At 47.7% G+C, this 24,007-nt stretch carries 27 protein-coding genes, 10 tRNA genes and 1 riboswitch; of the genes, 8 read left to right on the forward strand and 29 right to left on the reverse strand.

The window, feature by feature from the left end; translation table 11 throughout:
• Positions 1–118: 118 nt before the first annotated feature.
• The 19 genes from DVG79_RS09840 to acpS form a co-directional block, all read right to left on the reverse strand.
• Positions 119–195: transfer RNA gene (locus DVG79_RS09840), tRNA-Ile, on the reverse strand.
• Between the two features lie 19 nt (positions 196–214).
• A tRNA-Arg gene (locus DVG79_RS09845) sits at positions 215–291 on the reverse strand.
• A gap of 4 nt (positions 292–295) precedes the next feature.
• Positions 296–381 (reverse strand) — tRNA-Leu (locus DVG79_RS09850).
• 30 nt (positions 382–411) lie between these two features.
• Positions 412–487: transfer RNA gene (locus DVG79_RS09855), tRNA-Lys, on the reverse strand.
• Positions 488–493: 6 nt separating this feature from the next.
• Positions 494–565 (reverse strand) — tRNA-Gln (locus DVG79_RS09860).
• Positions 566–569: 4 nt separating this feature from the next.
• A tRNA-Asp gene (locus tag DVG79_RS09865) sits at positions 570–645 on the reverse strand.
• Between the two features lie 34 nt (positions 646–679).
• A tRNA-Val gene (locus tag DVG79_RS09870) sits at positions 680–755 on the reverse strand.
• Between the two features lie 4 nt (positions 756–759).
• Positions 760–834 (reverse strand) — tRNA-Glu (locus tag DVG79_RS09875).
• Positions 835–883: 49 nt separating this feature from the next.
• Positions 884–975 (reverse strand) — tRNA-Ser (locus tag DVG79_RS09880).
• Between the two features lie 8 nt (positions 976–983).
• Positions 984–1,058: transfer RNA gene (locus tag DVG79_RS09885), tRNA-Asn, on the reverse strand.
• A 149-nt stretch (positions 1,059–1,207) separates the two neighbouring features.
• Positions 1,208–1,648, reverse strand: a complete 441-nt coding sequence (locus DVG79_RS09890; protein ID WP_114596584.1) for a SprT family protein — start codon at positions 1,646–1,648, stop codon at positions 1,208–1,210.
• On the reverse strand, positions 1,645–3,765 hold the full coding sequence (locus DVG79_RS09895) for a Tex family protein (protein ID WP_114596585.1): 2,121 nt from the start codon (positions 3,763–3,765) through the stop codon (positions 1,645–1,647). Before DVG79_RS09895 ends, DVG79_RS09890 begins: the two co-directional genes overlap by 4 nt.
• Positions 3,766–3,832: 67 nt before the next feature.
• A complete protein-coding gene (gene sigB / locus DVG79_RS09900) occupies positions 3,833–4,630 on the reverse strand; it encodes an RNA polymerase sigma factor SigB (protein WP_012371666.1) in 798 nt (265 codons plus the stop codon).
• On the reverse strand, positions 4,596–5,078 hold the full coding sequence (rsbW, locus tag DVG79_RS09905) for an anti-sigma B factor RsbW (protein ID WP_012371667.1): 483 nt from the start codon (positions 5,076–5,078) through the stop codon (positions 4,596–4,598). The genes sigB and rsbW overlap by 35 nt, the downstream gene beginning before the upstream one ends.
• Positions 5,075–5,401, reverse strand: coding sequence for an STAS domain-containing protein (locus tag DVG79_RS09910; protein WP_012371668.1), 327 nt, complete (start codon positions 5,399–5,401; stop codon positions 5,075–5,077). The genes rsbW and DVG79_RS09910 overlap by 4 nt, the downstream gene beginning before the upstream one ends.
• Before the next feature lie 202 nt (positions 5,402–5,603).
• Entirely contained in the window at positions 5,604–5,954 is a 351-nt protein-coding gene (locus tag DVG79_RS09915) for a type II toxin-antitoxin system PemK/MazF family toxin (protein ID WP_014971520.1), read from the reverse strand.
• 3 nt (positions 5,955–5,957) lie between these two features.
• Positions 5,958–6,182, reverse strand: a complete 225-nt coding sequence (locus tag DVG79_RS09920; RefSeq protein ID WP_012371670.1) for a hypothetical protein — start codon at positions 6,180–6,182, stop codon at positions 5,958–5,960.
• A 139-nt stretch (positions 6,183–6,321) separates the two neighbouring features.
• Complete coding sequence (alr, locus tag DVG79_RS09925; RefSeq protein WP_114596586.1) at positions 6,322–7,395, reverse strand: alanine racemase; 1,074 nt, start codon at positions 7,393–7,395, stop codon at positions 6,322–6,324.
• Complete coding sequence (acpS, locus tag DVG79_RS09930) at positions 7,367–7,753, reverse strand: holo-ACP synthase (RefSeq protein WP_114596587.1); 387 nt, start codon at positions 7,751–7,753, stop codon at positions 7,367–7,369. The genes alr and acpS overlap by 29 nt, the downstream gene beginning before the upstream one ends.
• A 68-nt stretch (positions 7,754–7,821) precedes the next feature.
• Between acpS and DVG79_RS09935 the strand changes: the two genes are divergently transcribed.
• Positions 7,822–8,568 (forward strand): rhomboid family intramembrane serine protease, encoded by a 747-nt coding sequence (locus DVG79_RS09935; RefSeq protein WP_114596588.1) that lies wholly within the window; start codon positions 7,822–7,824, stop codon positions 8,566–8,568.
• Positions 8,569–8,641: 73 nt separating this feature from the next.
• On the opposite strand, the gene DVG79_RS09940 is transcribed toward DVG79_RS09935, so the two are convergent.
• The 3 genes from DVG79_RS09940 to DVG79_RS09950 are packed head-to-tail and all read right to left on the reverse strand — an operon-like array spanning position 8,642 to position 9,698.
• A complete protein-coding gene (locus DVG79_RS09940) occupies positions 8,642–8,905 on the reverse strand; it encodes a hypothetical protein (RefSeq protein WP_026827242.1) in 264 nt (87 codons plus the stop codon).
• Between the two features lie 33 nt (positions 8,906–8,938).
• The gene (locus tag DVG79_RS09945; RefSeq protein ID WP_114596589.1) at positions 8,939–9,433 is read right to left on the reverse strand and encodes a hypothetical protein; all 495 of its coding nucleotides are present in this window, start codon (positions 9,431–9,433) and stop codon (positions 8,939–8,941) included.
• Positions 9,423–9,698, reverse strand: coding sequence for a 4a-hydroxytetrahydrobiopterin dehydratase (locus DVG79_RS09950; RefSeq protein ID WP_026827240.1), 276 nt, complete (start codon positions 9,696–9,698; stop codon positions 9,423–9,425). Before DVG79_RS09950 ends, DVG79_RS09945 begins: the two co-directional genes overlap by 11 nt.
• Positions 9,699–9,862: 164 nt before the next feature.
• On the opposite strand from DVG79_RS09950, the gene DVG79_RS09955 reads away from it, so the two are divergent.
• Positions 9,863–10,396: a cysteine hydrolase family protein gene (locus tag DVG79_RS09955; protein WP_114596590.1), complete on the forward strand. Its 534-nt coding sequence runs from the start codon at positions 9,863–9,865 to the stop codon at positions 10,394–10,396.
• A gap of 16 nt (positions 10,397–10,412) precedes the next feature.
• Positions 10,413–11,864, forward strand: coding sequence for a nicotinate phosphoribosyltransferase (locus DVG79_RS09960; RefSeq protein WP_114596591.1), 1,452 nt, complete (start codon positions 10,413–10,415; stop codon positions 11,862–11,864).
• Positions 11,865–11,890: 26 nt separating this feature from the next.
• Here DVG79_RS09960 and DVG79_RS09965 read toward each other — a convergent pair whose 3' ends face one another.
• Complete coding sequence (locus DVG79_RS09965) at positions 11,891–12,220, reverse strand: hypothetical protein (RefSeq protein ID WP_114596592.1); 330 nt, start codon at positions 12,218–12,220, stop codon at positions 11,891–11,893.
• A 142-nt stretch (positions 12,221–12,362) separates the two neighbouring features.
• Here DVG79_RS09965 and DVG79_RS09970 point away from each other — a divergent pair, with 142 nt between their 5' ends.
• Positions 12,363–12,848 (forward strand): YwpF family protein, encoded by a 486-nt coding sequence (locus DVG79_RS09970; RefSeq protein WP_114596593.1) that lies wholly within the window; start codon positions 12,363–12,365, stop codon positions 12,846–12,848.
• Here the strand turns inward: DVG79_RS09970 and DVG79_RS09975 are convergent.
• Positions 12,845–13,435, reverse strand: coding sequence for a histidine phosphatase family protein (locus DVG79_RS09975; RefSeq protein WP_114596594.1), 591 nt, complete (start codon positions 13,433–13,435; stop codon positions 12,845–12,847). The genes DVG79_RS09970 and DVG79_RS09975 overlap by 4 nt on opposite strands.
• Positions 13,436–13,486: 51 nt before the next feature.
• On the reverse strand, positions 13,487–14,446 hold the full coding sequence (locus DVG79_RS09980; RefSeq protein WP_114596595.1) for an alpha/beta hydrolase: 960 nt from the start codon (positions 14,444–14,446) through the stop codon (positions 13,487–13,489).
• A gap of 176 nt (positions 14,447–14,622) precedes the next feature.
• Here DVG79_RS09980 and DVG79_RS09985 point away from each other — a divergent pair, with 176 nt between their 5' ends.
• Both DVG79_RS09985 and DVG79_RS09990 read left to right on the forward strand, forming a co-directional pair.
• Positions 14,623–15,585, forward strand: coding sequence for a metal ABC transporter solute-binding protein, Zn/Mn family (locus DVG79_RS09985; RefSeq protein WP_114596596.1), 963 nt, complete (start codon positions 14,623–14,625; stop codon positions 15,583–15,585).
• 68 nt (positions 15,586–15,653) lie between these two features.
• Positions 15,654–15,757: riboswitch (SAM riboswitch) on the forward strand.
• A gap of 78 nt (positions 15,758–15,835) precedes the next feature.
• Complete coding sequence (locus DVG79_RS09990; RefSeq protein WP_114596597.1) at positions 15,836–17,143, forward strand: Na+/H+ antiporter NhaC family protein; 1,308 nt, start codon at positions 15,836–15,838, stop codon at positions 17,141–17,143.
• A gap of 44 nt (positions 17,144–17,187) precedes the next feature.
• Here the strand turns inward: DVG79_RS09990 and DVG79_RS09995 are convergent, their stop codons facing one another.
• The gene (locus DVG79_RS09995; RefSeq protein ID WP_114596598.1) at positions 17,188–17,388 is read right to left on the reverse strand and encodes a hypothetical protein; all 201 of its coding nucleotides are present in this window, start codon (positions 17,386–17,388) and stop codon (positions 17,188–17,190) included.
• A 157-nt stretch (positions 17,389–17,545) separates the two neighbouring features.
• On the opposite strand from DVG79_RS09995, the gene DVG79_RS10000 reads away from it, so the two are divergent.
• Positions 17,546–18,358, forward strand: coding sequence for an aldo/keto reductase (locus DVG79_RS10000; protein ID WP_026831792.1), 813 nt, complete (start codon positions 17,546–17,548; stop codon positions 18,356–18,358).
• A gap of 94 nt (positions 18,359–18,452) precedes the next feature.
• Here DVG79_RS10000 and DVG79_RS10005 read toward each other — a convergent pair whose 3' ends face one another.
• The 3 genes from DVG79_RS10005 to DVG79_RS10015 all read right to left on the reverse strand — a co-directional run bounded on the left by DVG79_RS10005 (position 18,453) and on the right by DVG79_RS10015 (position 23,136).
• Positions 18,453–18,914 (reverse strand): hypothetical protein, encoded by a 462-nt coding sequence (locus DVG79_RS10005; protein WP_114596599.1) that lies wholly within the window; start codon positions 18,912–18,914, stop codon positions 18,453–18,455.
• Between the two features lie 117 nt (positions 18,915–19,031).
• Complete coding sequence (locus DVG79_RS10010; RefSeq protein ID WP_114596600.1) at positions 19,032–20,477, reverse strand: alanine/glycine:cation symporter family protein; 1,446 nt, start codon at positions 20,475–20,477, stop codon at positions 19,032–19,034.
• Between the two features lie 211 nt (positions 20,478–20,688).
• Positions 20,689–23,136: a CoA-disulfide reductase gene (locus DVG79_RS10015; RefSeq protein ID WP_114596601.1), complete on the reverse strand. Its 2,448-nt coding sequence runs from the start codon at positions 23,134–23,136 to the stop codon at positions 20,689–20,691.
• Positions 23,137–23,344: 208 nt separating this feature from the next.
• Between DVG79_RS10015 and DVG79_RS10020 the strand changes: the two genes are divergently transcribed.
• On the forward strand, positions 23,345–23,872 hold the full coding sequence (locus DVG79_RS10020) for a type III secretion system chaperone family protein (protein ID WP_012371690.1): 528 nt from the start codon (positions 23,345–23,347) through the stop codon (positions 23,870–23,872).
• The last annotated feature ends 135 nt before the right edge of the window (positions 23,873–24,007 follow it).

Below are 24,007 nucleotides of genomic sequence, written 5' to 3' on the forward strand. Positions count from 1 at the left end.
ATTGTTGTGACCGAAGTCACGTTGACGAAGCTTGCGCTTCATTCATTGTTTGTATCCGAAGATACGTTTTTTGCCTCATCGTTCAGTTTTCAAAGTTCGTCATCGTTTGTTTTGAAAATGGTGGGCCTAAGTGGACTCGAACCACCGACCTCACGCTTATCAGGCGTGCGCTCTAACCAGCTGAGCTATAGGCCCGTCAAAAGCAAACAAAATATGGTGCACCCTGAGAGATTCGAACTCCCGACCCCTTGATTCGTAGTCAAGTACTCTATCCAGCTGAGCTAAGGGTGCGATATGGTGCGGTCGAGAGGACTTGAACCTCCACAGTGTTGCCACCACTAGGCCCTCAACCTAGCGCGTCTACCATTCCGCCACGACCGCAAATATAAAATTAGGATTTAAAAAATAAAATGGTGTGTCATGCAGGATTCGAACCTGCGACCCTCTGATTAAAAGTCAGATGCTCTACCAACTGAGCTAATGACACGAAAAACTGGGCTGGAAGGGATCGAACCTTCGCATGCTGGAATCAAAATCCAGTGCCTTACCACTTGGCCACAGCCCAAAAATGGCGGTCCTGACGGGATTCGAACCCGCGATCTCCTGCGTGACAGGCAGGCATGTTAACCGCTACACCACAGGACCACATTTTTGTGAAACTTAAGTATGAAATTAAAAATGGTGGAGGATGACGGGATCGAACCGCCGACCCTCTGCTTGTAAGGCAGATGCTCTCCCAGCTGAGCTAATCCTCCAAAATGGTGACCCGTACGGGAATCGAACCCGTGATACCGCCGTGAAAGGGCGGTGTCTTAACCGCTTGACCAACGGGCCATTTAAAAACTGATAATTATTCTCAAGTAACAAATTCACATAAGAGATCTGGCGGAGATGGAGGGATTCGAACCCTCGCACCAGTTTCCCGGCCTACACCCTTAGCAGGGGCGCCCCTTATAGCCACTTGGGTACATCTCCAAAGATAATGGCTCCGCAAGTAGGATTTGAACCTACGACCTACCGGTTAACAGCCGGTTGCTCTACCACTGAGCTATTGCGGAACGTGACGTTCGTTTCAGAACACTTTTCTATATTAGCAACTTTCTTTCTCTTCGTCAATGCTTTTTTAAAAAAGTTTTTAGTGACGAGAAGTTGTTTAGTTGCGGTCGTTTTGACGACTTCTATAATTTATCATGCTCCGAAATGAACGTCAACTACTTTTGTAAAAAATCTTTCCACGACATCGCCCGCAACGGTAACGTTCCGGATTCATTTTTCTTTTTCTTCTATATAATGTCCCGCATTTTTCACACTCATAAAGATGATTCTTTTTTTCCGTTTCTTCCAGACGCGGACTGTAGCGCAGTCCGCCGTAACGTTGTAACCACTCTTTAAAATCCTGATCCTGGTGCCGGTGTCCCATTCCACGCAGGTGTAAATGATAGTGGCACAGCTCATGAATGACGATTCCGCGAAAGATATTACGGTCGGCTAAATAGCTCCGATTGAAATCCAGATGATGATCCGTCAGAAAGTAACGTCCCCCGGTCGTCCGTAAGCGATCGTTAAAAAATGCAATATGTCTAAAAGGTAAAGCAAACACGTCGAGCGAGAGTTGCTCGACGTATTGCTGCAACTCTTCGTTCGTCATGACGGACTGACCATCGTCAGACCGATCCGTCCCCGTTCCGGTTCGACACTCGTTACCCAAACGGTTACGATATCACCGACTGCAATGACATCAAGCGGATGTTTGACCCGTTTTTTACTGAGCTTCGAGATGTGGACAAGGCCGCTCTCTTTCACGCCAATATCAACAAAAGCTCCAAAGTCGAGCACATTCCGGACTGTCCCCTGGAACTCCATTCCGACTTGAATCATATCGAGCGATAAGACATCTTGACGCAGTAACGGTTTATCGAGTGCTTCCCGCGGATCCCGTTCCGGACGTTGCAAAGCTTCGATGATATCACGTAATGTCGGTTCACCGACTTCAAGCAATTGAGCTGTTTCGGGTACGGATAATTCTCCGAGTCGGGTCCGTAAGTTTTCCGTTCCTACGCTCTGCAACGGCAAATCCAGTTGCTTAAACAAAGATTCAACGGTTTTATACTGTTCCGGGTGAATCGGTGTCCGATCAAGCGGATGACTGCCTTCCGGTATACGCAAGAAGCCGGCTGCCTGTTCATATGCTTTCGCTCCTAAACGCGGGACTTTCAACAATTCCTTCCGGGATGCAAAAGCACCCAGTTCCGAGCGGCGTTCGACAATCTTTTTAGCTGTTGCCTTCGTAATCCCGGCGACGTAACCGAGCAACGACTCCGAAGCCGTATTGACGTCGACACCGACCTGGTTAACGACCGTCTCGACAACAAAGTCGAGTGTTTCTTTCAACTTCGTCTGCGTGACATCGTGTTGGTACTGTCCGACACCAACGGATTGCGGGTCCACTTTGACGAGCTCCGCCAACGGATCCTGCAAACGTCGTGCGATCGAGATGGCGGACCGTTGCTCGACCTGTAGATCCGGAAACTCGGTGCGGGCAATTTCTGACGCCGAATAGATACTTGCCCCTGCCTCATCGACAATCGTAAAGGCAATTTGATCATGTCCTTTAATCCAGTCAGCGACGAAGGATTCGGTCTCGCGGGAAGCCGTCCCGTTTCCGATCGCAATCAATTCGATTCCGTACCGGTTCACGAGTTTCGTCAAGACTTGACGTGCCTCCTGTGCTTTTTGTTCCGACATCGTGAGATAGACGACACCCACTTCCTTCACTTCTCCCGTCGGATCAATCACTGCCCACTTACATCCGGTCCGGTATGCAGGATCCAGTCCTAACATCACTTTCCCTTTCATCGGTGGTTGCATATAGAGTTGTCGTAAGTTTTTTCCGAACACTTCAATTGCCTGGTTTTCCGCTTTATCGGTCAACTCATTCCGAAGTTCCCGCTCGATTGCCGGGAAAACCGATTTTTTATACCCCGTCTGGACGGCTTCTTCGACCAACTGACGTTTTTGTTCTGCCAATCGGCTGAACGGTCGCAACAAGTACGGTAATACATGTTGTTCATCGAGGACGATTTTGACGGAAACGATTTTTAACGCCTCGGCACGATTAATCGCCAAAATTCGGTGTGGCACGATTTGCCGGATCCGTTCACTGTACTCATAGTACTGGGCAAAGACACGTTTTTCGTCGACTGCGTCCTTTTTTAGTTTCGTGACGATATCTGCAAACCGGTAAGTTGTCTTCCGGATATATTCGCGGACACTCGCCTGCTCGCCCCATTCTTCTGCGATGATCGCTTGTGCCCCGGCAATTGCCTCACCTTCCGGATGCGCCGCTACATATTGATTAAATTGCTCCTCATCGTATGCTTTCGGCGAACGTAAAAAGTCGGCAAATGGACTTAATCCTGCTTCACGGGCAATTTCCGCTTTTGTTCTCCGCTTCGGACGAAACGGTAAGTATAAGTCTTCAATTTGTTGTAACGTCGTCGCTCCCATCAAACTTTGTTGTAACTCAGACGTCAAGACACCCTGATCTTCAATTTTCCGCAGGACATCTTCTCGTTTCGTTTCCAGTTGTGTGATGCTTTTATGGCGATCGAGGATTGCTTTGATTTCGACCTCATCGAGTTCACCGGTTTGTTCTTTACGGTATCTGGCGATAAACGGAATCGTTCCTCCGTCTTCCGTCAATTGTAAAACGGCTTTCACTTGGGCTGGTCTGATGTTCAATTCTGTTGCGATTCTCTTCTCCATTTTCCTCACCTCTCTGTCATTATACCGAAGAATCGATGGGACACAAAAAAAGACCGATGCTTCCGCATCAGTCTTTTGAAAATACTTCGTTTGGTTCTACTTTGATGGCTTCCCGTAATTTTTGCAACGCACGACGCTGAAGACGCGACACATGCATTTGCGAAATTCCAAGGAGCTCTCCGGTTTCTTTTTGACTCATGTTCCGGTAATACGCACATTCTAAAATCGAGCGTTCCCGGTCCGTCAAAACAGCAAACGCTTTTTCAAGAATCAGCTTTTGATCCACCGAATCATATCCGTTTTCCTGGTTGCCGACGAGGTCAAGTAATGTCACCGTACTGCCTTCTTGATCCGCTTCAATCGAGCTGTCGACGGACAAGGCTTGATAACTTTTACCCATCTCAAGTGTCTCGAGGACTTCCTCTTCCGATACTTCCAACCGAGCTGCTATTTCATCGATTCGCGGTGAACGTTGCAATTCTGTCGTCAGTTCTTCGACGGCTTTCTTGATTTTCGGTCCCAGTTCCTTGATACGACGCGGCACGTGAACGCTCCATGTCTTATCCCGGATAAACCGTTTGATCTCACCAATGATGGTCGGAACGGCAAAGGATTCGAAACTACGACCGAACTCTTTATCAAAACGACGAAGCGCGGCAAGCAGACCAATCATTCCGACTTGGACGAGATCATCATGAATCGGACGGCCACGTGAGAACTTACGGGCAAGCGCCTCAACGAGATCGGAATACCGGGCAAGTAAAGCAGCATGAACTTCTTCATCTTGATCATCTTGTTGGTACAGGTCAATTAGACGAAGGACTTCATCGTCACTGTGATGGCGTTGTTGAGACTTTGCTGGCACTTTGACCCACCTCATCTCTATTCATATATTTTGTCATATGGACAGTGACGCCGTTTGCTTTCTCGATCGTGACTTGATCCATGAGTGCTTCGATCATTAAGATCCCTAGTCCCCCCTCGTGCAGAGAGTCTAAATCATGCGATTCCGTGATTGGTTCACTTTGACGCTTCACGCTGTCTTTATCGAACGTTACCCCATTGTCTTTAACAATAATTTCAAGACGATCATCCGGGTAAACGTTACACGTTAAAGCCATCGATCCGTCTTGTTCTCCTTCATACGCATGCTGGACGGCATTCGCACATGCTTCCGAAACAGCGATTTTGATGTCTTCGATATCGTCGTATGTGTAACCCATCCGATTCGCAACACCTGAAACTGTTAATCGGGCAATCGCAACATATTCCGGTTTTGCCGGAAGTGTCATTTCAAGTTGTTCGTTCTTCATTGTGTTCCACCTCGTACACCACTATCGATTGTAATGATGCTTGAAAGACCTGTGATTTCGAACAAACGGCGGATGCGTTCAGAAACACCGACAAGTGTAAATGATGTGCCGTTTTTCTTTGATGCTTTAAGCGCTCCGACAAATACGCCAAGACCTGTTGAATCCATATAATGAATTTCATCTAAATGTACAACGACATCGTTTGTTTCGACTGCCGGTACAAGTTCCTGACGAAGTTTCGGTGCTGTATACGTATCAATCTCTCCTGCGATATAGAGATGCGTCTGACCATCTAATTGTTCTGTTTTGATTGTTAAATCCATCTTCAAGTTCCTCCTCAAGGAAAATCTGCTATGTGTTCTCTCTATCTATTTGGTTTAAATAGTATGGGATGACCCTTCTTAAAGAAAAGGTCACTCTGATATAATTCCCGCATTTGAACATCTTTAAACCAAAATTTAAAAAAATGTTCAAAAAAAGTCGTATACAGACGTATCGACTCTTCTCGCTGTTATATGTAAGTGCCTAGAAATCAATCAAGCCTAGGCTGATCGCGACGGCACTATTTACTTTCATCATCGTGTCAGGATCTAGGTGCGTGACTTTATCCGTTAGACGGCGTTTGTCGATTGTACGGACCTGCTCAAGTAGGATGACCGAATCACGTTCTAATCCGTGTCGCTCTCGATATACTTCCACATGGGTCGGTAGTTTGGCTTTGTCGATCTGTGCCGTGATCGCAGCCACGATTACAGTTGGGCTGAATCGGTTACCAATATCATTTTGTAGGACAAGGACAGGACGAACGCCTCCTTGTTCCGATCCGACCACAGGTGACAAATTTGCATAAAACACGTCGCCACGTTTGACTATCAAAGCTTACACCCCGCTTACTTGACGTAGGAGCGAGAACTCCGCCTCCGTTTCAATCTGGAACATTTCGCCAACGATTGATAAATTGATCGCTGCCATTTCTTCGTAACCACGTTTCAATTCCTCACGTAGCTGACGCTTGCGTTCTTCGGTCGTATGGTTCGACTTCATCCCAATCGTCTCCTTCGCTACATTTCGTTCAACAAATTGCTTTTCCCGTTGTTGGACCAAGATAATGGCACCTCCAGATTCACTGAAACCTTAACGAACGACTCACTTCCACTTCAATATATCAGTCAAATTCAGAAAATACAATCAAAATTCAAACAAATAACATTTTTTTACCATCATATTGATGTCTTTTCAAAAATCAGATGCGCGGGACTCGCTTCGAAAACTGGCAGAGCACTTCGTAGTTGATCGTCCCTAACCAGTGAGCCGCTTCATCAATCGGTACCCCTTGCCCGATCAATGTGACTTCTGTTCCGATTGGATAATTGCGCGGTAAGCGGATCATCAACCGGTCCATACAGACCCGTCCGACGATTTCACACGGGTAGCCGTCGACAAGCAACGAATATCCCTGGAATTTACGGGACCAGCCATCGGCGTATCCGATTGGCACCGTTCCGATCCATTCATCCGTCGGAGCCGTATACGTCGCGCCGTAGCTGATCGTCTGACCGGGTTCGACACACTTCACCTGCATCAAACGGCTTTTTAATGAGAAAGCCGGCTTTAAAAAATCGTAGAAGGGAATCATTTCATCCGACGGCATCGCCCCATACAACGCAATCCCGATCCGGACGACATTAAACGGATCCTGTCCGATTAAACGGATGGCGCCGGCCGAGTTGGCCGCATGGATGTACCGAATACCCGGCACACGTTCGACGAAACGCAGGAAAACAGTCTGTTGTTGGTCAAACAATCGGCTGTTCAATTCATCAGCCGTCGCGAAATGCGTATAGATGCCTTCGAGCTCCATCACGTCCGAGTCCAGCTCTTTTAAAACAGCATCCAGCTCGTCCAGTGTCTGGAGTCCGAGCCGCCCCATTCCGCTGTCGACTTTAATATGGAGCCGTAAATGATCAACATCCGTTAAATGTTGTTTCGCTTCCCGCAACCAGTCTGCTGAAAAAACAGGAACGGCAACATCATAGTTCGAAGCGATCGGTGCATGTTCCGGCAAAAGCGTTTCGAGCATTAAAATCGGCGCCCGAATCCCGGCTTCCCGTAATTCGATTGCTTCTTCAAGCAAAGCGACGGCCAGTAAATCTGCCCCGTTTGCCAAAGCAATTTCCGCGACCTTCACGGCACCATGCCCGTATCCATCCGCCTTTACGACGGCCATCATCGTTTGATGACCGATCCTGGCCTTGATTTCACGTACATTGTGGGCGATTGCGTCGCGATCAATTTCTATCCAAGTTGGTCGATACATCTGAACTCCTCTTTTCTAATAAGACTTGTGCAGCCGCATAATGATCGGAATGGGTAATGGAAAGATGAATCGTCCCCTCGAACGGACCCGTCATGACCGGGCGTCCCGATGCTTCATTCAACACTTCGAGATCGAGCCAGGAGACTTCGGAACCGATGCCGGTTCCAACCGCTTTGACGAACGCTTCCTTGGCGGCGAACCGTCCTGCGAGATATTCAAGCTTTCGCCCGTCGGACAACGTATGAAACCGCTTTTGTTCTTCTGCTGTCAAAATCCGTTTAACGATACGCGGTTGACGCTCGAGCGTCTGCCGGATTTGTTCCAGTTCTACGAGATCGAGTCCTATTCCGAAAATCATTCCTGACGCCTCCACAGTTCTATTCTTCGCCATCTTCATATAGAATGAAGAGGAAGCGAGGTGTTGTCATGTTTAGTCGAACGGAAAACCTACAAACGTTCACACGTTCTTATCCGGTCGTTTCGTTGTTCATTTTAATCCAAGTTGTCCTGTTTGTCATCGAACAGTTAAACGTCTTTTTCAACTTTGGCTTTTCGCCGCTCAATTACGGGGCAGCCATCAACTTGTTCATCGGGAACGGGGAATGGTGGCGTGTCGTGACGGCGACGTTCCTGCATTATGATTTTTGGCATATCGCCTTCAACACGTTTGCCCTGATCATCTTTGCACCTGCGCTAGAGCGGATGATCGGTCACGCGAAGTTTGCTTCCTTCTATCTTTTAGTCGGTACGCTCGCGAACGTCTTGACGTATTTCACAAAAATCAACGAACCGTTTTATGGTCAAGCCGGGGCATCGGGCGCCATTTTAGGATTGCTCGGTTTTTACGTCTACCTCGGCCGTTTCAAACGGACCGTCATCTCAGCCGATGATGCACGTCTCGTGTATATCTTTAGTGCCATCACGGCAATCTTCACATTGCTCGGTTCAAACGTTTCTGTCTTCGGTCACTTATATGGTTTCGTCCTCGGATTCCTTGCCGGCTTCATCTTCGGAAAAGGCACCGTACCGTTTACGCGACCATTCAATACCGGAAGACGCCCGGCATCAGGCGGTCGCATCATTCATACGAGCGGTTCCGGACAACTCGGACGGATCATCTTTTATGTCATCGTCGCTTTCGCCGTGTTTGGACTGCTGGCACGATTCATTTAAAAAGAACAAAAAAAAGCGAGCCTGTCTGAATTCCGATTTTCGAAATTCAGACAGGCTCGCTTTTGCTATTTACTTATTTACGTAACGATTCCGCAAGATCTTTAATATCATCGATCAAGTTGTGAATCGTTTCCTGATTATCTGTATATAAAGCGCGAAGTTCTTCAAAACGGCCTTTCGGATCCTGTTTGACAGCTGAAAGTTGTGTTCCCGCTCCGCCAAATGTACGTTTGACCGCAGCCAGTTGCGATTGACGTGTATCTTTATGAAGCATGGATAATGTCGCACCTACGAGTGCTCCGCCAAGTGTTGCTACTAAAAAGTAATTCTTTTTCATCTGTTTTTCCCCCTAGACTAATTTAACTGTTTCTTAAAGTGGTGGTAAAAGTTGATACCGTTTCATGACCGGAGAAGGCGAAAAAGACTTCCCTGCTTCTTCAGCATACTGGTCGACGGTCAGTCGTTCAACTGATTTCGCATAACGCGAAGCATCCGTGTCATTGTTGAACTGAATCAACAGGACCAAATCTGTTCCGCGCTCGACGCGGGCGATCCGAACGGCTTGGAAACTGTCGTATTCCGCACCCAATACTTTTGGATCCGACATGACATGATGGACAAATAAATCGCCGCTGTTCTGATCTGCCGGAATCGACCAATAAAATAAACTGCCTTGTTCATCAAAATTACCGCGTGTTTCGAGTAATGTATACGTGTTGCCGCTTTGAAACGGGGACTTTCCTTCTGTTTCAATAAACAAAAGAGCCTCACCGCTTCCACTCGCTGCCCGAATCTGGGAATCACGCGATCGAATTTGATCAACAAAATTGCCGCTACCGAATGTTATGGAAAGTTTAGATGGCATCACAGGCCTCCGCGAGTTCGAAGTCTTTGCTAGTCAGACCGCCTGAATCGTGGGTCGTCGCAGCAAGCGTAACGTTTTTATAGTCAATGATGATTCTCGGATGATGGTTGAGATGTTCCGCTATCGAACCAACCTCCTGTACAAAATCAAGTGCTGCCGGGAATGAATCCAATGTATAGACACGGACGATCTCGTCATCGACGACACGCCATTCCGCCAGTCCTTCCAGACGTTCTTCCACTTCATACTCATTCAACCTTTTCATGCCATTTTCCTCCTCCACCATTATTTTCGTCCTATACCTTATACCCTACTTTTCTGGTTTCTTATACCTCTCGCTGATCGATTTCTTCCTTTTGTCTTCTGGCACAGATAGAGTACAATGTGAAGGAGAACACTATCTCCCAAAAAAGAAAGGGGCAGACGCTCATGCGTGCGCTTATCGTGATTGATTACACGGTTGATTTTGTAGCCGATGAAGGAAAGTTGACGTGCGGAAAACCAGGACAGGCCATTGAAGGACGCATCGCTTCACTGATGGATGAGTTCTCATCTGAGGATTATGTCGTCATCGCAAACGATATCCACGAAGAAGGAGACACCTTCCATCCGGAAACCGTCCTCTTCCCACCACACAACATCCGTGGTACTCACGGCAGAGATCTTTTCGGACAAGTAGCTGAGATGGCACGTGTCGCAGATCATGTCATCGATAAAACACGGTACAGTGCTTTTGCCGGAACGGATCTTGATTTACGGTTACGGGAACGTTCGATTCAGGAAGTTCACCTCGTCGGTGTCTGTACGGACATCTGTGTCCTGCACACAGCGGTCGATGCCTACAATCTGGGATATAAAATCGTCGTCCATGCCGACGCCGTCGCAAGTTTTAACGCGGCCGGCCATGACTGGGCACTTACGCATTTCAAACAATCGATCGGCGCAGATGTCGTCGGCGAATAAGAAGGGATCTGTCTTCATGTTACAACGTAATCTTGCACTTCATACTGATCTTTATCTGCCACGGTGGATGTATATTTATTGGCAGGAAGGACGTCATAATGAACGCGCTGTCTTTGACGTCTACTATCGGTCAAACCCGTTCGAAGGGGGTTATGTCGTCTTCGCCGGGCTCGAAAATATCATCGAATATGTTCAGACCCTCCGTTTTACAGAAGAGGACATTACGTATCTCCAAAAAATGATCGGTTTCCCGGACGAGTTCAAAGAGGAATTGCGCAACTTTAAATTCTCCGGTTCCATCTCAAGCGTCAAAGAAGGCGAAATCGTTTTCCCGAACGAACCACTTGTCCGGATCGAAGCCCGGATTTTCGAAGCAAAATTATTGCAGACGGCGATTTTGAATATCGCTAACCACGAATCCCTGATTGCTACGAAATATGCGCGGATCCGTCAATCGGCACCCGGTGCAAAATTCCTCGAAGCCGGTGCGCGTCGTGCCCAAGGCATCGATGCTGCTTACTTCGGAACCCGCGCGTCGTACTTAGCCGGTTTTGATGTCACGAGCCTTGCTTCTGCCGGACGAGACTTCGGTATTCCGTGCGGTGGAACGATGGAGCATGCCGACATCCAATTCCATGATGATGAATTAACAGCGTTCCGGACGTTTGCCGCCTACTATCCGGATCAAGCGACATTACTCGTCGATACGTATGACACGCTGAAAAGCGGTTTGCCGAACGCGATCACCGTCGCGAAGGAACTTGAAGCAAAAGGACATAAATTGCGCGGTATCCGGATTGATTCCGGCGATTTATCCTACTTATCGAAACGGGCACGGACAATGCTCGATGAAGCCGGTTTCCCGGATGTCGACATCGTCTTATCCGGTGATCTCGACGAATACGTCATTCAAGACTTACGGATTCAAGGGGCACAGGCGAATACGTTCCTCGTCGGAACACGCGGTATCACAGCATATGAACAACCTGCACTCGGTATGGTCTATAAGCTGGTCGCACGCGAAGTCGACGGCGAACTCATTCCGGTCATCAAAGTCTCTTCCTCAAAAGCGAAGACGACGACACCACACATCAAAGAAGTGTACCGGATTGTCGACCGCGTCACGAATAAATTCAAGGGTGATTACGTGACATTACTGGATGAAGACCCGACTGATCTGGAGGCAATCGATCTAATCGACGTCCGCGATCCGTCATTCCGCAACCGCATCGAAAACTTTAACGTCGAACGGTTGCTGACGCCGATTTTTGTTGACGGAGAACTGGTATACACGGTCCCGACCATCGAGGAAAGCCGCCATTTCCATGAACAGCAGATCGGTCGTCTATGGGAAGAATACAAACGCCTCCGTCTGCCGGAAGTCTATGCCATCACCTTCAGCGACCGTCTCTGGAAACTGAAACTGGATATGATTCGCGACACACGGACAGCAAGCGGTCTCAAATAAACAAGTGAACATAAAAACAGCCTACTTCAGCTGAAGTGGGCTGTTTCATTTGGTGTAACTGTCATTTGGATTGCCGCTTGTTCCATTTGTTGACGAAAGTACCAAGCGAAACCAAGCGCACCTCCGATGAAAACGATATACGTAATCCGTTGACCGAACTCTGCCAAGGAATCCGCATAAAAAATACTGATTAAGTGGTCGCTTCCACTGATGAGAAGCAAACAGGCAATCAGGAGCGCTATACGATAAGCAAGTGTCGGACGGTCTGTTGGTTCAGCATGCCAATACGAGATGATGTAATGGGCAAGTAAGATGATGCCAATGATTCCTAATACTCCTATCAGTGCTTGCGGCATAATGAACGGTCCTCCTGTTTCTAATTTCTACTTCCATTTAAACATAGTTCACTAAAAAATCCTCTCTAAAACTTTCCCATCGTTTGCCCGGTCACGGTATACTGAAGAAAATCTGTTGTTCATTCAACAAGGAGGCGTTTTCTTGAAAACCTTTAAATTGTGCACCTTACGTATTTTAATGGATGAATCCGGCCGGGATACGACGATTCCCGTTACGATCAAAGATGGATTGACTGTCAGCACGGATCAGACGGCACAGTGGGTCGCTGAAATTGTCGTCCTGAAAAATGATCAACCGATCATCGACGAGTTGTTCACCAAAAATTTACGGGCCTTGATTGAAATTACGATCTCACGACCTGATAATGATCCGGCTGCGATGATTGTGACGCCGCTCGAATCAACTCCCTTAAGTGAAGGGGTATCGTATCTGTTCAAAGGAAAGATGGTCATGATGAAAAATGACTTGTCGGAATCCATCTTACGCGAAGTCGTCGAGGACCATTTCACCGGTGAAGCCTTGATTCAGGAATACAAAGACCGACGTTCGAAACGCGGCGCACATATTACGAGTATCGCAAAAGAAACGTTTAAACAGTACCTCCACGAAAATCCAACCATCTCTTAAGGACGTATCGTTTGATCTACGATATGATCCGCGACATTGATGCGGTCAATTTCATACCGGTCGGAGAAACGAATATAGTTCGCACATGCATTCTTAAGCGGTGTCCGGTAACTGAAGCTATCATCAATCGAGGATAATGCCGCTTTGATCGTATGCGAGTGACAGACGATCAACAGGCGTTGTCCCCGGTATTTTTCTGTCAGTTCTTCAATTGCTGAAAACACCCGCTGTTGGATTTCCTGTTCGGTTTCGAGTCCCGGTACACGTTCCGTATCATTCGCTTGGACGGCTTCATAGATTCCGGCGACGGGCTGTCCTGACGCCAAACCGAATTCCCGTTCGACCAACCGTTCATCCGTCTCCGTTACATCCAGCCCGATTGAACGTCCGATGATTTCTGCCGTCTCGACCGCCCGCGATAAGGGGCTTGAAATCAAGACGTCCCATTTTTCTTCCGCCAGGTAAGCAGCGCTCATTTCAGCCTGCCATCGCCCTGTCTCATTGAGCGGAATATCTTCTCGTCCTTGAATCCGCTCGTTTAAATTCCAATCCGTTTGACCATGACGCACTAAACAAATTTCTGTCATCTCACTGTCTCCTTCAAAAGAAATATGACTGATTGTATCATGTTTTCTTTTTTAGTGAAGAGTCTCCCGAGGCGGCAACGCCAGGACCTGACAACTAAATGCTTCAATCCGTTCCAGTAACCGCTCGATTTTGAGCGGGTTTTCGGTCTGGGCAAAGCTCGCCAGGGAATGCGTGCCGTTCGGGAAGGAAAACAGCCGGACGTCGGCTCCGACATCGGCTCCTTTTTCAACGAAGTGGAGCGCTTGCGTAAACGGAACAATCGGATCTTTTTTTCCGTGCAACAACATGATCGGCGGCGAGTCTGCTGTCAAATGCGTTACCGGCGAGACACGTGTCATGAGTTCCCGCCACTCGTCCCGTCCTCCTCCGTAAAACTTAATATGGGCAATCCACGTTTGAATGAACTTGAACAGGAGGAAGTTCGTCGGAGGATACAAGGCAATGACACCACTGATCAACGGGAGGCTTTCAGCTGTTTGTTCGCCGATGAATTCCATCGGGGCAAGTGCCGTCGTCAGCATTAACGCGGCGCCGGCCGAGTCTCCCCACAACACCATGCGTCCCCGCATAATCCGTAAATCGTCGGCTTCCTGATTTAAGAAACAAAGTGCATCCCGAACGTCTTCCAGATTATCCGGAAAATAACTGCCGTCCTCAAACAAGCGATAATCGATACTGCAAACGGCGATGCCGAGTTCCAGGAAACGTTCCACGATTGGCGTAAAACAAAAGACGTCATCCCGATTTCCTCTGACGAAGGCTCCCCCGTGCGCATAAATCGCGACCGGGAAAGGACCGTCACCCGGCGGATAATATAAATCCAACTTCAGTTCTTGTTGATCGACGGTTTTAAACAAAATCGTCCGTGGCGCGAGTTGGACTTCCGACAGCGGAAGCGCCGGTTCCGTCCAGCGTAATAAAGCACCATAGTTGTTCCAGATGCTCGCCCCGGCTGCGGCTGTCGTTAAAATTGCCGCTCCTCCCATCAGCCAAGCAGTTTCCCGTTTCACCTCATCACCTCCAAAGCTTACTCTCGATTTCTAATCTTATTAATCTTTTACCCGATTTATTTAGAAGTCGAACGTCTTCCCCGACTTGTACTTGACGCTTCGTTTTGGATTCGTTATAGTGAAAAGGTTCAAATCGGAATAATTACGTTTTAATACTTTTTGGAGGGTTTATTCATATGAAAAAATTACTTTCAGCTTTCACGGTCGCCTTTGCCAGCGCTGCTTTTCTTGCTGCCTGCGGTTCTTCCGAATCCAGTCAAGATGCGACTGATCAAAAGCTTCGTGTGTATACATCGACATTCGCTACCGCGGCAATCGCCAAGGAAATTGGCGGAACCGATATCGACGTCAAGATGATTGTTCCACCCGGTGCCGATCCGCACTCGTACGAGCCGACGTCTAAACAACTGACAGAAATCGCACAAGGCGATCTGTTCCTCTTAACCGGTACGACGCTTGAACCGTACTCGAAAAAAATCAAAGCCAGTCTGAAAGGCAATGATGTCCGTTTCGTCGAGACGAGCAAAGGAATCGACTTACTCGAAGCAAACGCCACGCTTCACGAACATGAAGGACACGATGATCATGCTGACGAACACGCGGAAGAAGAACATGATCATGGCAAGTACGATCCGCACGTCTGGCTTGATCCGAATAATGCCAAAATGATGGCCCAATCGATTTCGACGGCACTGGCAAAAGAAGTACCAGACAAAAAAGCGACGTTTGAAAAAAACCTGGCTGAATTTGATACGCAGGCAGATGAGCTCGATCAAAACTTGCAGCAAGCTGTTTCTGACGGATCTAAAAAAGAACTGCTCGTCACACATGCCGCTTACGGATATTTAGCCGAACGATACGGGTTCTCGCAATTGCCGATTGCCGGCATCTCTCCGTCGGACGAGCCTTCCCAAAAGCAACTGGCTGCTCTCGTCAAAGAAGCCAAATTGCATGACTTGAAGTATATCGCTTTCGAGGAGACGGTTTCTCCTAAAGTCGCCCGCGTCATCCAACAGGAAATCGGAGCCGAAGCGATTACGATCCACAACCTGGAGTCCGTCACGAAAGAACAGCAGAATGCCTCGTATTTTGACTTGATGAATGAAAATGTGACGACGCTCAAACAAGCACTTCAGTGAAGTAGTGTTGACATGCAGTAAAAGATACGTTACGGTAGAAAACGTATTTCAGACAATTAAATGACTTCTTTTTATCGCGAGAGACGGAGGGACTGGCCCGATGATGTTTCGGCAGCGGACGATTAAATCGTACTGTGCCAAATCCAGCAAGCTGCGGCTTGAGAGATAAGAAGAGCGTCTTTTTCAGTAAAGACCTCCTTCTTTCTTGCGAAGGAGTCTTTTTTTGTACTTGTAGAAAAGGAGTGGTTTTATGAACGAGACGATTACACCGAACAAATGGGCACTTCTACCGTTACTTGTCTTTTTAGTTCTTTTTATCGGTGCCGGTATTTTTTACGATGATTTCTACAAATTTCCGATTCTGATTGCGGCTTTGATTGCCTTGATTTTTGCGGCGGTCACAACAAAAGGTAGCATCAATCAAACCGTGGAACGGATTGCAACGGGTGCAGGAAATCCCGACATCATGATTATGGTCTTTATCTTCTTACTCGCCGGTGCCTTTTCCGGAACGGCCGATGCAATCGGCGCAATCGAAGCGACCGTTAACGCGTCGCTGACATTTTTACCGCCGTCCCTCCTGATGAGCGGACTGTTCATCATCGCCGCCTTCATCTCGATGGCGATGGGGACTTCAACGGGTACGATTGCCGCGCTTGCACCGATTGCTCTCGGAATTCATGAAGCAACCGGTGTCAATGTTGCGATTGCCGCAGCAGCTGTCGTCGGTGGTGCGATGTTCGGTGATAACCTGTCCTTCATTTCCGATACAACGATTGCTGCGGTCCGGACGCAAAAAACCAATATGCGCGACAAATTCAGAACCAACTTTTTGATTGTCCTGCCGGCAGCCATCCTGACCATCATCATCCTGGCCTTTGTCTCGAGTACAGGAAATGTCGTCGAAGCAAAAGCGTTTGAGTTTTATAAACTCATTCCGTACCTGTCTGTCATTATCCTCGCCTTGTTTGGTGTCAACGTCATCCTCGTCTTGATCGGCGGAACGGTTTTGACGGGCATCATCGGCATGCTCGACGGCAGCTTCGGATTAAGCGGTTTTGTCCTGTCGATATCTGACGGGTTGATGGGAATGGCGGAAATCTCGATTTTGACATTACTGATGGGTGGTCTCGTCAGCCTGATCACCTTTAACGGCGGGATTGCTTACCTGAAAGAAACCCTGACTCGAAAAATCTCACAACGCCGCGGCGCAGAATTCAGTATGGCAGCACTCGTCAGTGCAACGAATCTTGCGACAGCGAACAATACGATTTCGATTCTTGTCGCCGGACCGCTCGCTGCAGAGATCGCCGATACGTATGACATCGACCGGAAGAAGTCGGCCAGCATTCTCGATATCTTCTCGTGCGGTATCCAAGGAATCATCCCGTATGGCGCCCAGTTGCTGATTGCAGCGGAGTTGACGAAGACGGCTTCCCCGGAACTGATTCCCTATCTGTTTTATCCGTTCCTGCTGTTCGTTTGCGGATTTCTTGCGATTCTTTTCGGCTTCCCGCGTCGGAAAACAGCTGATGTACGTAAAAAAAATATTTCGTAAAAAACACAAGACCCGTCGCAGCCGCGACGGGTCTTGTGTTTGACTTATTTTTTTTGATCTTGGCGGTTAAGAATGAAATACGCAATCGCCGGAAGCGGGAACTGAATCAGTCCTGCGCCTCCCCAGATCCATGGATTCCGTCCCGTCTTCCGGGCACCGAGGAACAAACATGCCGCTTGTGTCCCCAACAGGGCTGCAAGGCCGGCCCACACACCTTTTGGTACGTTTTTAACAGATCGTTTCATAAAATACACCTCGTTTCCTTTATAGATTTACCCTCCTCTTTTCGCTTTCTAACCGGCTTTTTCCTTCCTTGAGCGTTGAAACAGACGTTCTTGCTTGTTCATGCTAAACTAAACGAGCAATTCCATATTCTCGTTTCATTGAAGGAGGAGTATACACATGCAATACGCAAAACTTTCAAATGGTGTCACGATTCCACAAATCGGATTCGGAGTCTGGCAAGTCGACGAAGAGACGGAAGCACCGGCTGCCGTCGCAGAAGCCATTCGTGTCGGTTACCGTCATATTGATACGGCTGCCGTTTACAAAAACGAACGTGGTGTCGCCAAAGGAATTAAAGAAAGCGGCGTGAACCGTGAAGATCTCTTCTTAACGTCTAAAGTATGGAACGATGACATTCGTGCCGGACGCACTAAAGAAGCTTTCGCTGAGTCACTTGAACGTCTCGAGACCGACTACCTGGATCTCTATCTGATCCACTGGCCGGTTGAAGGATATATCGAAGCATGGAAAGCGATGGTTGAGCTTTACGAAGCTGGGAAAATTAAAGCAATCGGTGTGTCGAACTTCAAAGAACATCATCTTGATACACTTGCTGAAGAAGGATTAATGACACCGATGATCAATCAGGTCGAACTTCATCCGCAACTTCCGCAACACGAACTGCATGAATATTTACAGGACCATAGCATTCAAGTTGAAGCGTGGAGCCCGCTCATGCAAGGGAAATTCCTCGAAATCAATGACTTCAAGGAAATTGCCGAAAAACACGGTAAATCTCCTTCACAAGTCGTCTTGCGCTGGCATTTGGATAACGGTATTGTCGCGCTTCCGAAATCGGTCACACCTGAACGGATTGCGGAAAACTTTGACGTCTTTGACTTCCAACTGGACGCAGATGATCTCGAGAAGATTGATCGTCTGGCAACGGATGTTCGTCTCGGACCGGATCCAGACGAAATCGACTTTTAAGCACTGACTTTACACATACAGGAAAGAGAGGCGGATGTCACATCCCCCTCTCTTTTTCTATGTCCTTATATAATGGAGTTGTACAAGGAAAGCCCTATACATAATAGACGAGAATCGTATCCTGCGCTTCTTCCGCCTGGTGAAAATAGGCGCGTAGATTCCCGAATTGTTCCCAAACCTCATCGAAATCACCTTGCCGGCCGGCCTCCTGATAAATTACTTCCAGTGCCTGTCGATCAAAATTACGCATTACTTCAGTCGAGATGATGAGTAAAGGTAAAGGAAGGATGCCGACGATCGCCGCATGCTCCTCATTGACGATTAGTTCTTCCCCGACAATCGCCCGTCCCAAATTATAGTGGGTTTCCTGGTCAATGAAGATATCGATTTGGCTCATCAACTGATACAGTGGGGTCGTCTCTTCGAGTGCGAATAATTGCTCATGATCGGGTTGTGTTTCATGGATAAACAAAATCCAGTCCATGATGATGTGGGGATCATCTCCAAACGAATCCCAGACGGCATCCGCGACTCGAACATAATGAACATTCTCCATCCTCCCCCTCCTTTCCGGTCGTTTTTGTTTAGTATTCCCACTTTCGCATCGCTTTAATGACGATTATCAAAATCTCTCCAGACAAAAAAGGACCAGATGACTCTGATCCTTTTTGTATTAAATGGCTTTTTCTTTTTGATTTTCATCCTGCCAGGCCTCGAGTGTTTCTTTCCCCGGCAGATTCGGAATCGAATCTTTATGGAAACGGGGATCCTGACCATTCTTACGTTGTACTAAATAGTCATCGAGTGCCAGTTTCGCGATTTTGGACAAACGGAAAATCGCATATAAGTTAACAATCGCCATCAAGCCCATGAAGATATCCGCGAGTGCCCAGACAAGTCCGGCTGTTTGAACGAGCGAGCCAAACACAATCATCCCAAGGACAATCACACGGTACACCATCATGACCTTTTTATTATCGTTGATGAAACTGATATTCGATTCACCGTAATAATAATTTCCGACAATCGAACTGAAGGCAAACAAGAAAATCGCGAGCGCCATAAATGCCGTAGCAAACGGACCGACCTGAGAAGCGAGTGCCCCTTGCGCCAAATCGATTCCGGCAACCGGTGCTCCATTCGCATCCTGCGTCGCAACACCACTGACTAACACAATCATCGCTGTCGAAGAACAGACGAGCAGTGTATCGACAAAAACCGCAAACGATTGAATCAAACCTTGTTTGACAGGATGCGATACTTCTGCCGTTGCAGCAGCATTCGGTGCTGAACCCATACCGGCTTCATTCGAGAAGAGACCACGACGGATGCCGTTTAAGACCGCTGCCCCGATTGCTCCACCGGCAAGTGTTTTGAATTCGAGTAATCCTTCTTGGAAAATCAGACCGAAGACGTTCGGTAACGCTTCTAGATTCGTCACCATGATGTAGAGGGCAATCAAGATGTAGCCGCCTGCCATGATTGGAACGAGGAAGGCTGAAACCGTTGCAATGCTTCGGACACCGCCGAAGATGACGAGTGCCGTTAACAGGACAAGTCCGACTGTAATCCACGTTTTATCTACCCCGTACTGACTTTGAAGCGATAATGAAATCGTATTGGACTGGACCGAGTTGAAGACGAATCCAAACGAGATGGTAATCAAGATACTGAAAACGACACCAAGCCAGCGTTGTCCGAGCGCTTTTTCCATGTAATAGGCAGGACCACCACGCCATGCTTTTTCGTCACGTACTTTATAAATCTGAGCGAGCGTACTCTCGACGAATGCCGAAGCGGAACCGATTAAGGCAATCAACCACATCCAGAAGACCGCACCCGGTCCACCGAGCGCAATGGCTGTCGCGACGCCGGCAATATTGCCGGTCCCGACACGTGCCGCTGTGCTGATGGCGAAGGCTTGGAACGGTGACACACCGTCTTTCCCTTTATCCGTTCCTTGGAACAACAGTCGCAACATTTCCGGAATCATCCGAAACTGGACAAATCCCATTCGAATCGTAAAATAAATTCCTAAACCGACCAACAAGATGATCAAGACACTCGACCATAACAAGTCGTTAATACTACCGATAAAATCCATCAGTTGTTTTTCCACAGATGTTCCCCCTTATTTTAACGTTCGATCATGTAACCTTTTTTCACATGTGTTCTATGATACGAAAATAATTTTAGAAAATCAAATTCATTTTAATGCCCGATAACCCGTATGACGTGAGTTTTACACCTTAAACCTCACATCCCATGTTAGATTTTACACAAAAAAAAGAGACTGACGTTTGAGTCAGTCCCTCGGTAATTGAATTGCCTCAGATAAACAGATTCAGGTTCGAACCATCTGTCGCTCCAAGATAACTGGCGACACCGCCGTAATCGATATCGTCGAGTAACTCTTCTTTTTTAATGCCCATGATATCCATCGACATCGTGCAGGCAATCATCCGGACACCGGCTGCTTGAGCCTTCGCCATCATCGTCTCTAGAGCATCGACCTGTTTATCCTTCATGACTTTTTTCATCATTTTTTGACCGGCCCCACCCATATTCATGTTCGAAAGTGGGAGATCACCAGCATGTTTCGGCATCATCATTCCCATCATCCGTTCCATCGGTGCCTTGTCGACGGCAGGGGCATCCGGTTTACGAATGACGTTGAGTCCCCAGAACGTAAAGAACATCGTCACTTGTTTCCCCATCGCCTGTGCCCCTTGCGCAATGACGAATGAAGCAAGTGCTTTATCAAGATCACCGCTGAAGACGACCATCGTCGCATCATCGGCAGTTGCGGCGACTGATGATACCGGTTGGTTCGTCGCATTCCCTTTTTCAAGGAGGACCTCAACGATGCCTTTATTCATTTCCGCCGTGTGGACAGTATGCCCCAATTTTTTTGCCCACGCTTGAACATCCGGCAGGAATCCAGGATCGGATGCTTTAATAAAGACTTGATCCCCGTCCTGTAATTGATCGATTTTCGTTTTCAGCTCCAGAATCGGTCCCGGGCACTGTAAACCACATGTATCAAGTAACGTAATCTGTTCTTTCGCCACTTGTTTCGGCTCGCTTTTTATCGTCGTCACAGCTGTTTCCTCCCGTACTTGACTTCTCGCTTCGCGGTCACGGTTGACCGTCGCCCACGTCTTATAACCACCGCTCAAGTTTTTGACGGTAAATCCGTTCTGTTTCAGCAATTGACTCGCGACATATCCACGGAGTCCGACCTGGCACGTCACGTAAATCGTCTGATCTTTCGGCAATTCGTCAAGCGATTGACGTAACGTCGGTAATGAGATGTTGACTGATCCCGGAATCGAACCGAGTTCATTTTCCGAAGGTTCGCGAACATCGAGCAATAATCCGCCGTCCGCAACAATCTGGTCAATCTCATGCCAATGAACGTTTTCGCTGTCTCCGAGTACGATATTCGAGGCAATATAACCTGCCATATTGACCGGATCTTTTGCGGAACTATAAGGAGGCGCATACGACAATTCAAGATCCGGAAGATCAAGCACTGTCAGTCCACCTTTAATCGCCGTTGCCAAGACATCGATTCGTTTTTCGACACCTGTCATCCCAATCGCCTGTGCCCCGAAAATCGTTCCGTCCACCGGATCAAATAACAGTTTCATCGAAATCGGACTCGCTCCCGGATAATAGCCGGCATGTGAACCGGGGTGCAGGTGAATCGCTTCATAACGGCGTCCTGACTGACGAAGACGTTTTTCATTGTTTCCGGTTGCAGCAACCGTCAAATCAAACACTTTTGCGACTGCTGTTCCGAGTGTCCCGGTGTAACGGACATCTCGTCCGGCAATGATGTCGGCGACGAGACGTCCTTGACGGTTTGCCGGCCAAGCCAGCGGGACATGAACCGGTTCCCCGGTAATATAGTCTTTGACTTCGATCGCATCACCAATCGCAAAGATGGAAGGATCGGATGTCCGCAATGTCTCATCGACTTGAATCGTTTGTTTAATGCCGAGCTTCAGTCCAGCTTCCGAAGCCAAGTTGCTTTCCGGCATGACCCCGATGGATAAGATGTTCATTTCTGTCTGAATCGTTTTTCCGCTCGTCAAGACCACACGGTTCCCCGCTTCTTCAAAGCGTGACACACCGTCCGCTAAAATCAACTCGACGCCTTTCGCCCGTAAATGTTCATGGACGATGGCTGCCATTTCCGGATCGACCGGTGCCATGACTTGATCCGACATTTCGATCAACGTCACGCGTGCTCCGCGTTCGACTAAGTTTTCCGCCATTTCAAGACCGATGAATCCGCCGCCGATGACCGTCGCATGTGCCGGACGCGCTTCGTCGACATACTGACGCATCTTATCGGTATCCGGAATGTTCCGTAACGTAAAGACATTTGTTGCTTCCTCTAGACCCGGAATGCCTGGACGGATCGGTTTTGCGCCGGGTGACAAAATCAACTGATCGTACGTTTCGTCATACTCTTCTCCCGTATCCACTTTACGAATCGTCACCGTTTTTTGTTCGCGGTTGATCCGGATCGCTTCCGATAAATTCCGGACGTCCAGATTGAAGCGTGCGTTCATCCCTTCCGGAGTTTGAACCAGCAACTTATTCCGGTCTTTAATGACGTCTCCGATATAGTACGGAAGTCCACAGTTTGCAAAAGAAATTTCTTTTCCACGTTCTAAAAGAATGATTTCTGCGGTTTCGTCCAATCGACGTAATCGCGCCGCCGCAGTTGCTCCACCAGCTACTCCACCTACAATGATCGTTTTCATTCCGGCTTCCTCCTCCAATGATCTCTAGTGTTCTATGTGTACCAATATACCCATTCAGGTATGGCTTTTCAAGTTATCTGTTCGTTGATTCACAAACTTGTCGGAACTTTATAATAAAATTGTTCCTTCGATGATAACGGACATTAGTTGCAATTCCATCTAAAATGCTTGAAACTGAGATTACAGTATTTATAAGGGGGATTTTAAAATGGACCAGGATCGTAACTCGAAAGACACGAACGATAACAAAGTCACACCGATCAACCAAAACAGTCAGCCGGAAACAAATGAAAACGGGGTAACGGCTGTGCAACAACAATATCTGGAAGAGTTCCAAGCATTCTTAGTCGAAAAAGGCATTCCGATGGAAGCACGTGAAAACGAGACACACGTTTTCTTTATGACGCAAGAAAAAACACCATCAGGCGCAGAACCGATGATGATGATCGTCTTCAGTAAAACGGCGACGGATGTCGAGTTATTCGCCCGTACAATCACACACGTACCAGACGGTGTCGAAGATCTCCCAATCTTAAATGCAATCAACGACTTCAACCAAGAATTCAAATACTTCCGTGTTGTCCTCGACAGCGACCGTGATGTCACGATTGCTTCAACGATTGACCTCGATCACGGCTTTAATCCGGCAGCAATCTTCGGACACTCTGTCATGATGTTCCAAGCTTCCGACGAAGTATTTGCTTATCTTACGAAATTGTATGACCAAGTTCAGTAAAATATCGCTTAAAAATGGCTCTCGAGACAACTCGGGAGCCATTTTTTTCATTTTCAGGTTCAATTGACAATGAGAATTATTCTCGCTATAGTTAGATTTGTGAAAACGACATCATTTTTAACACAATCATCTTAT

Source organism: Exiguobacterium sp. RIT594, from assembly GCF_003339585.1.
GTDB lineage: Bacteria > Bacillota > Bacilli > Exiguobacteriales > Exiguobacteriaceae > Exiguobacterium_A.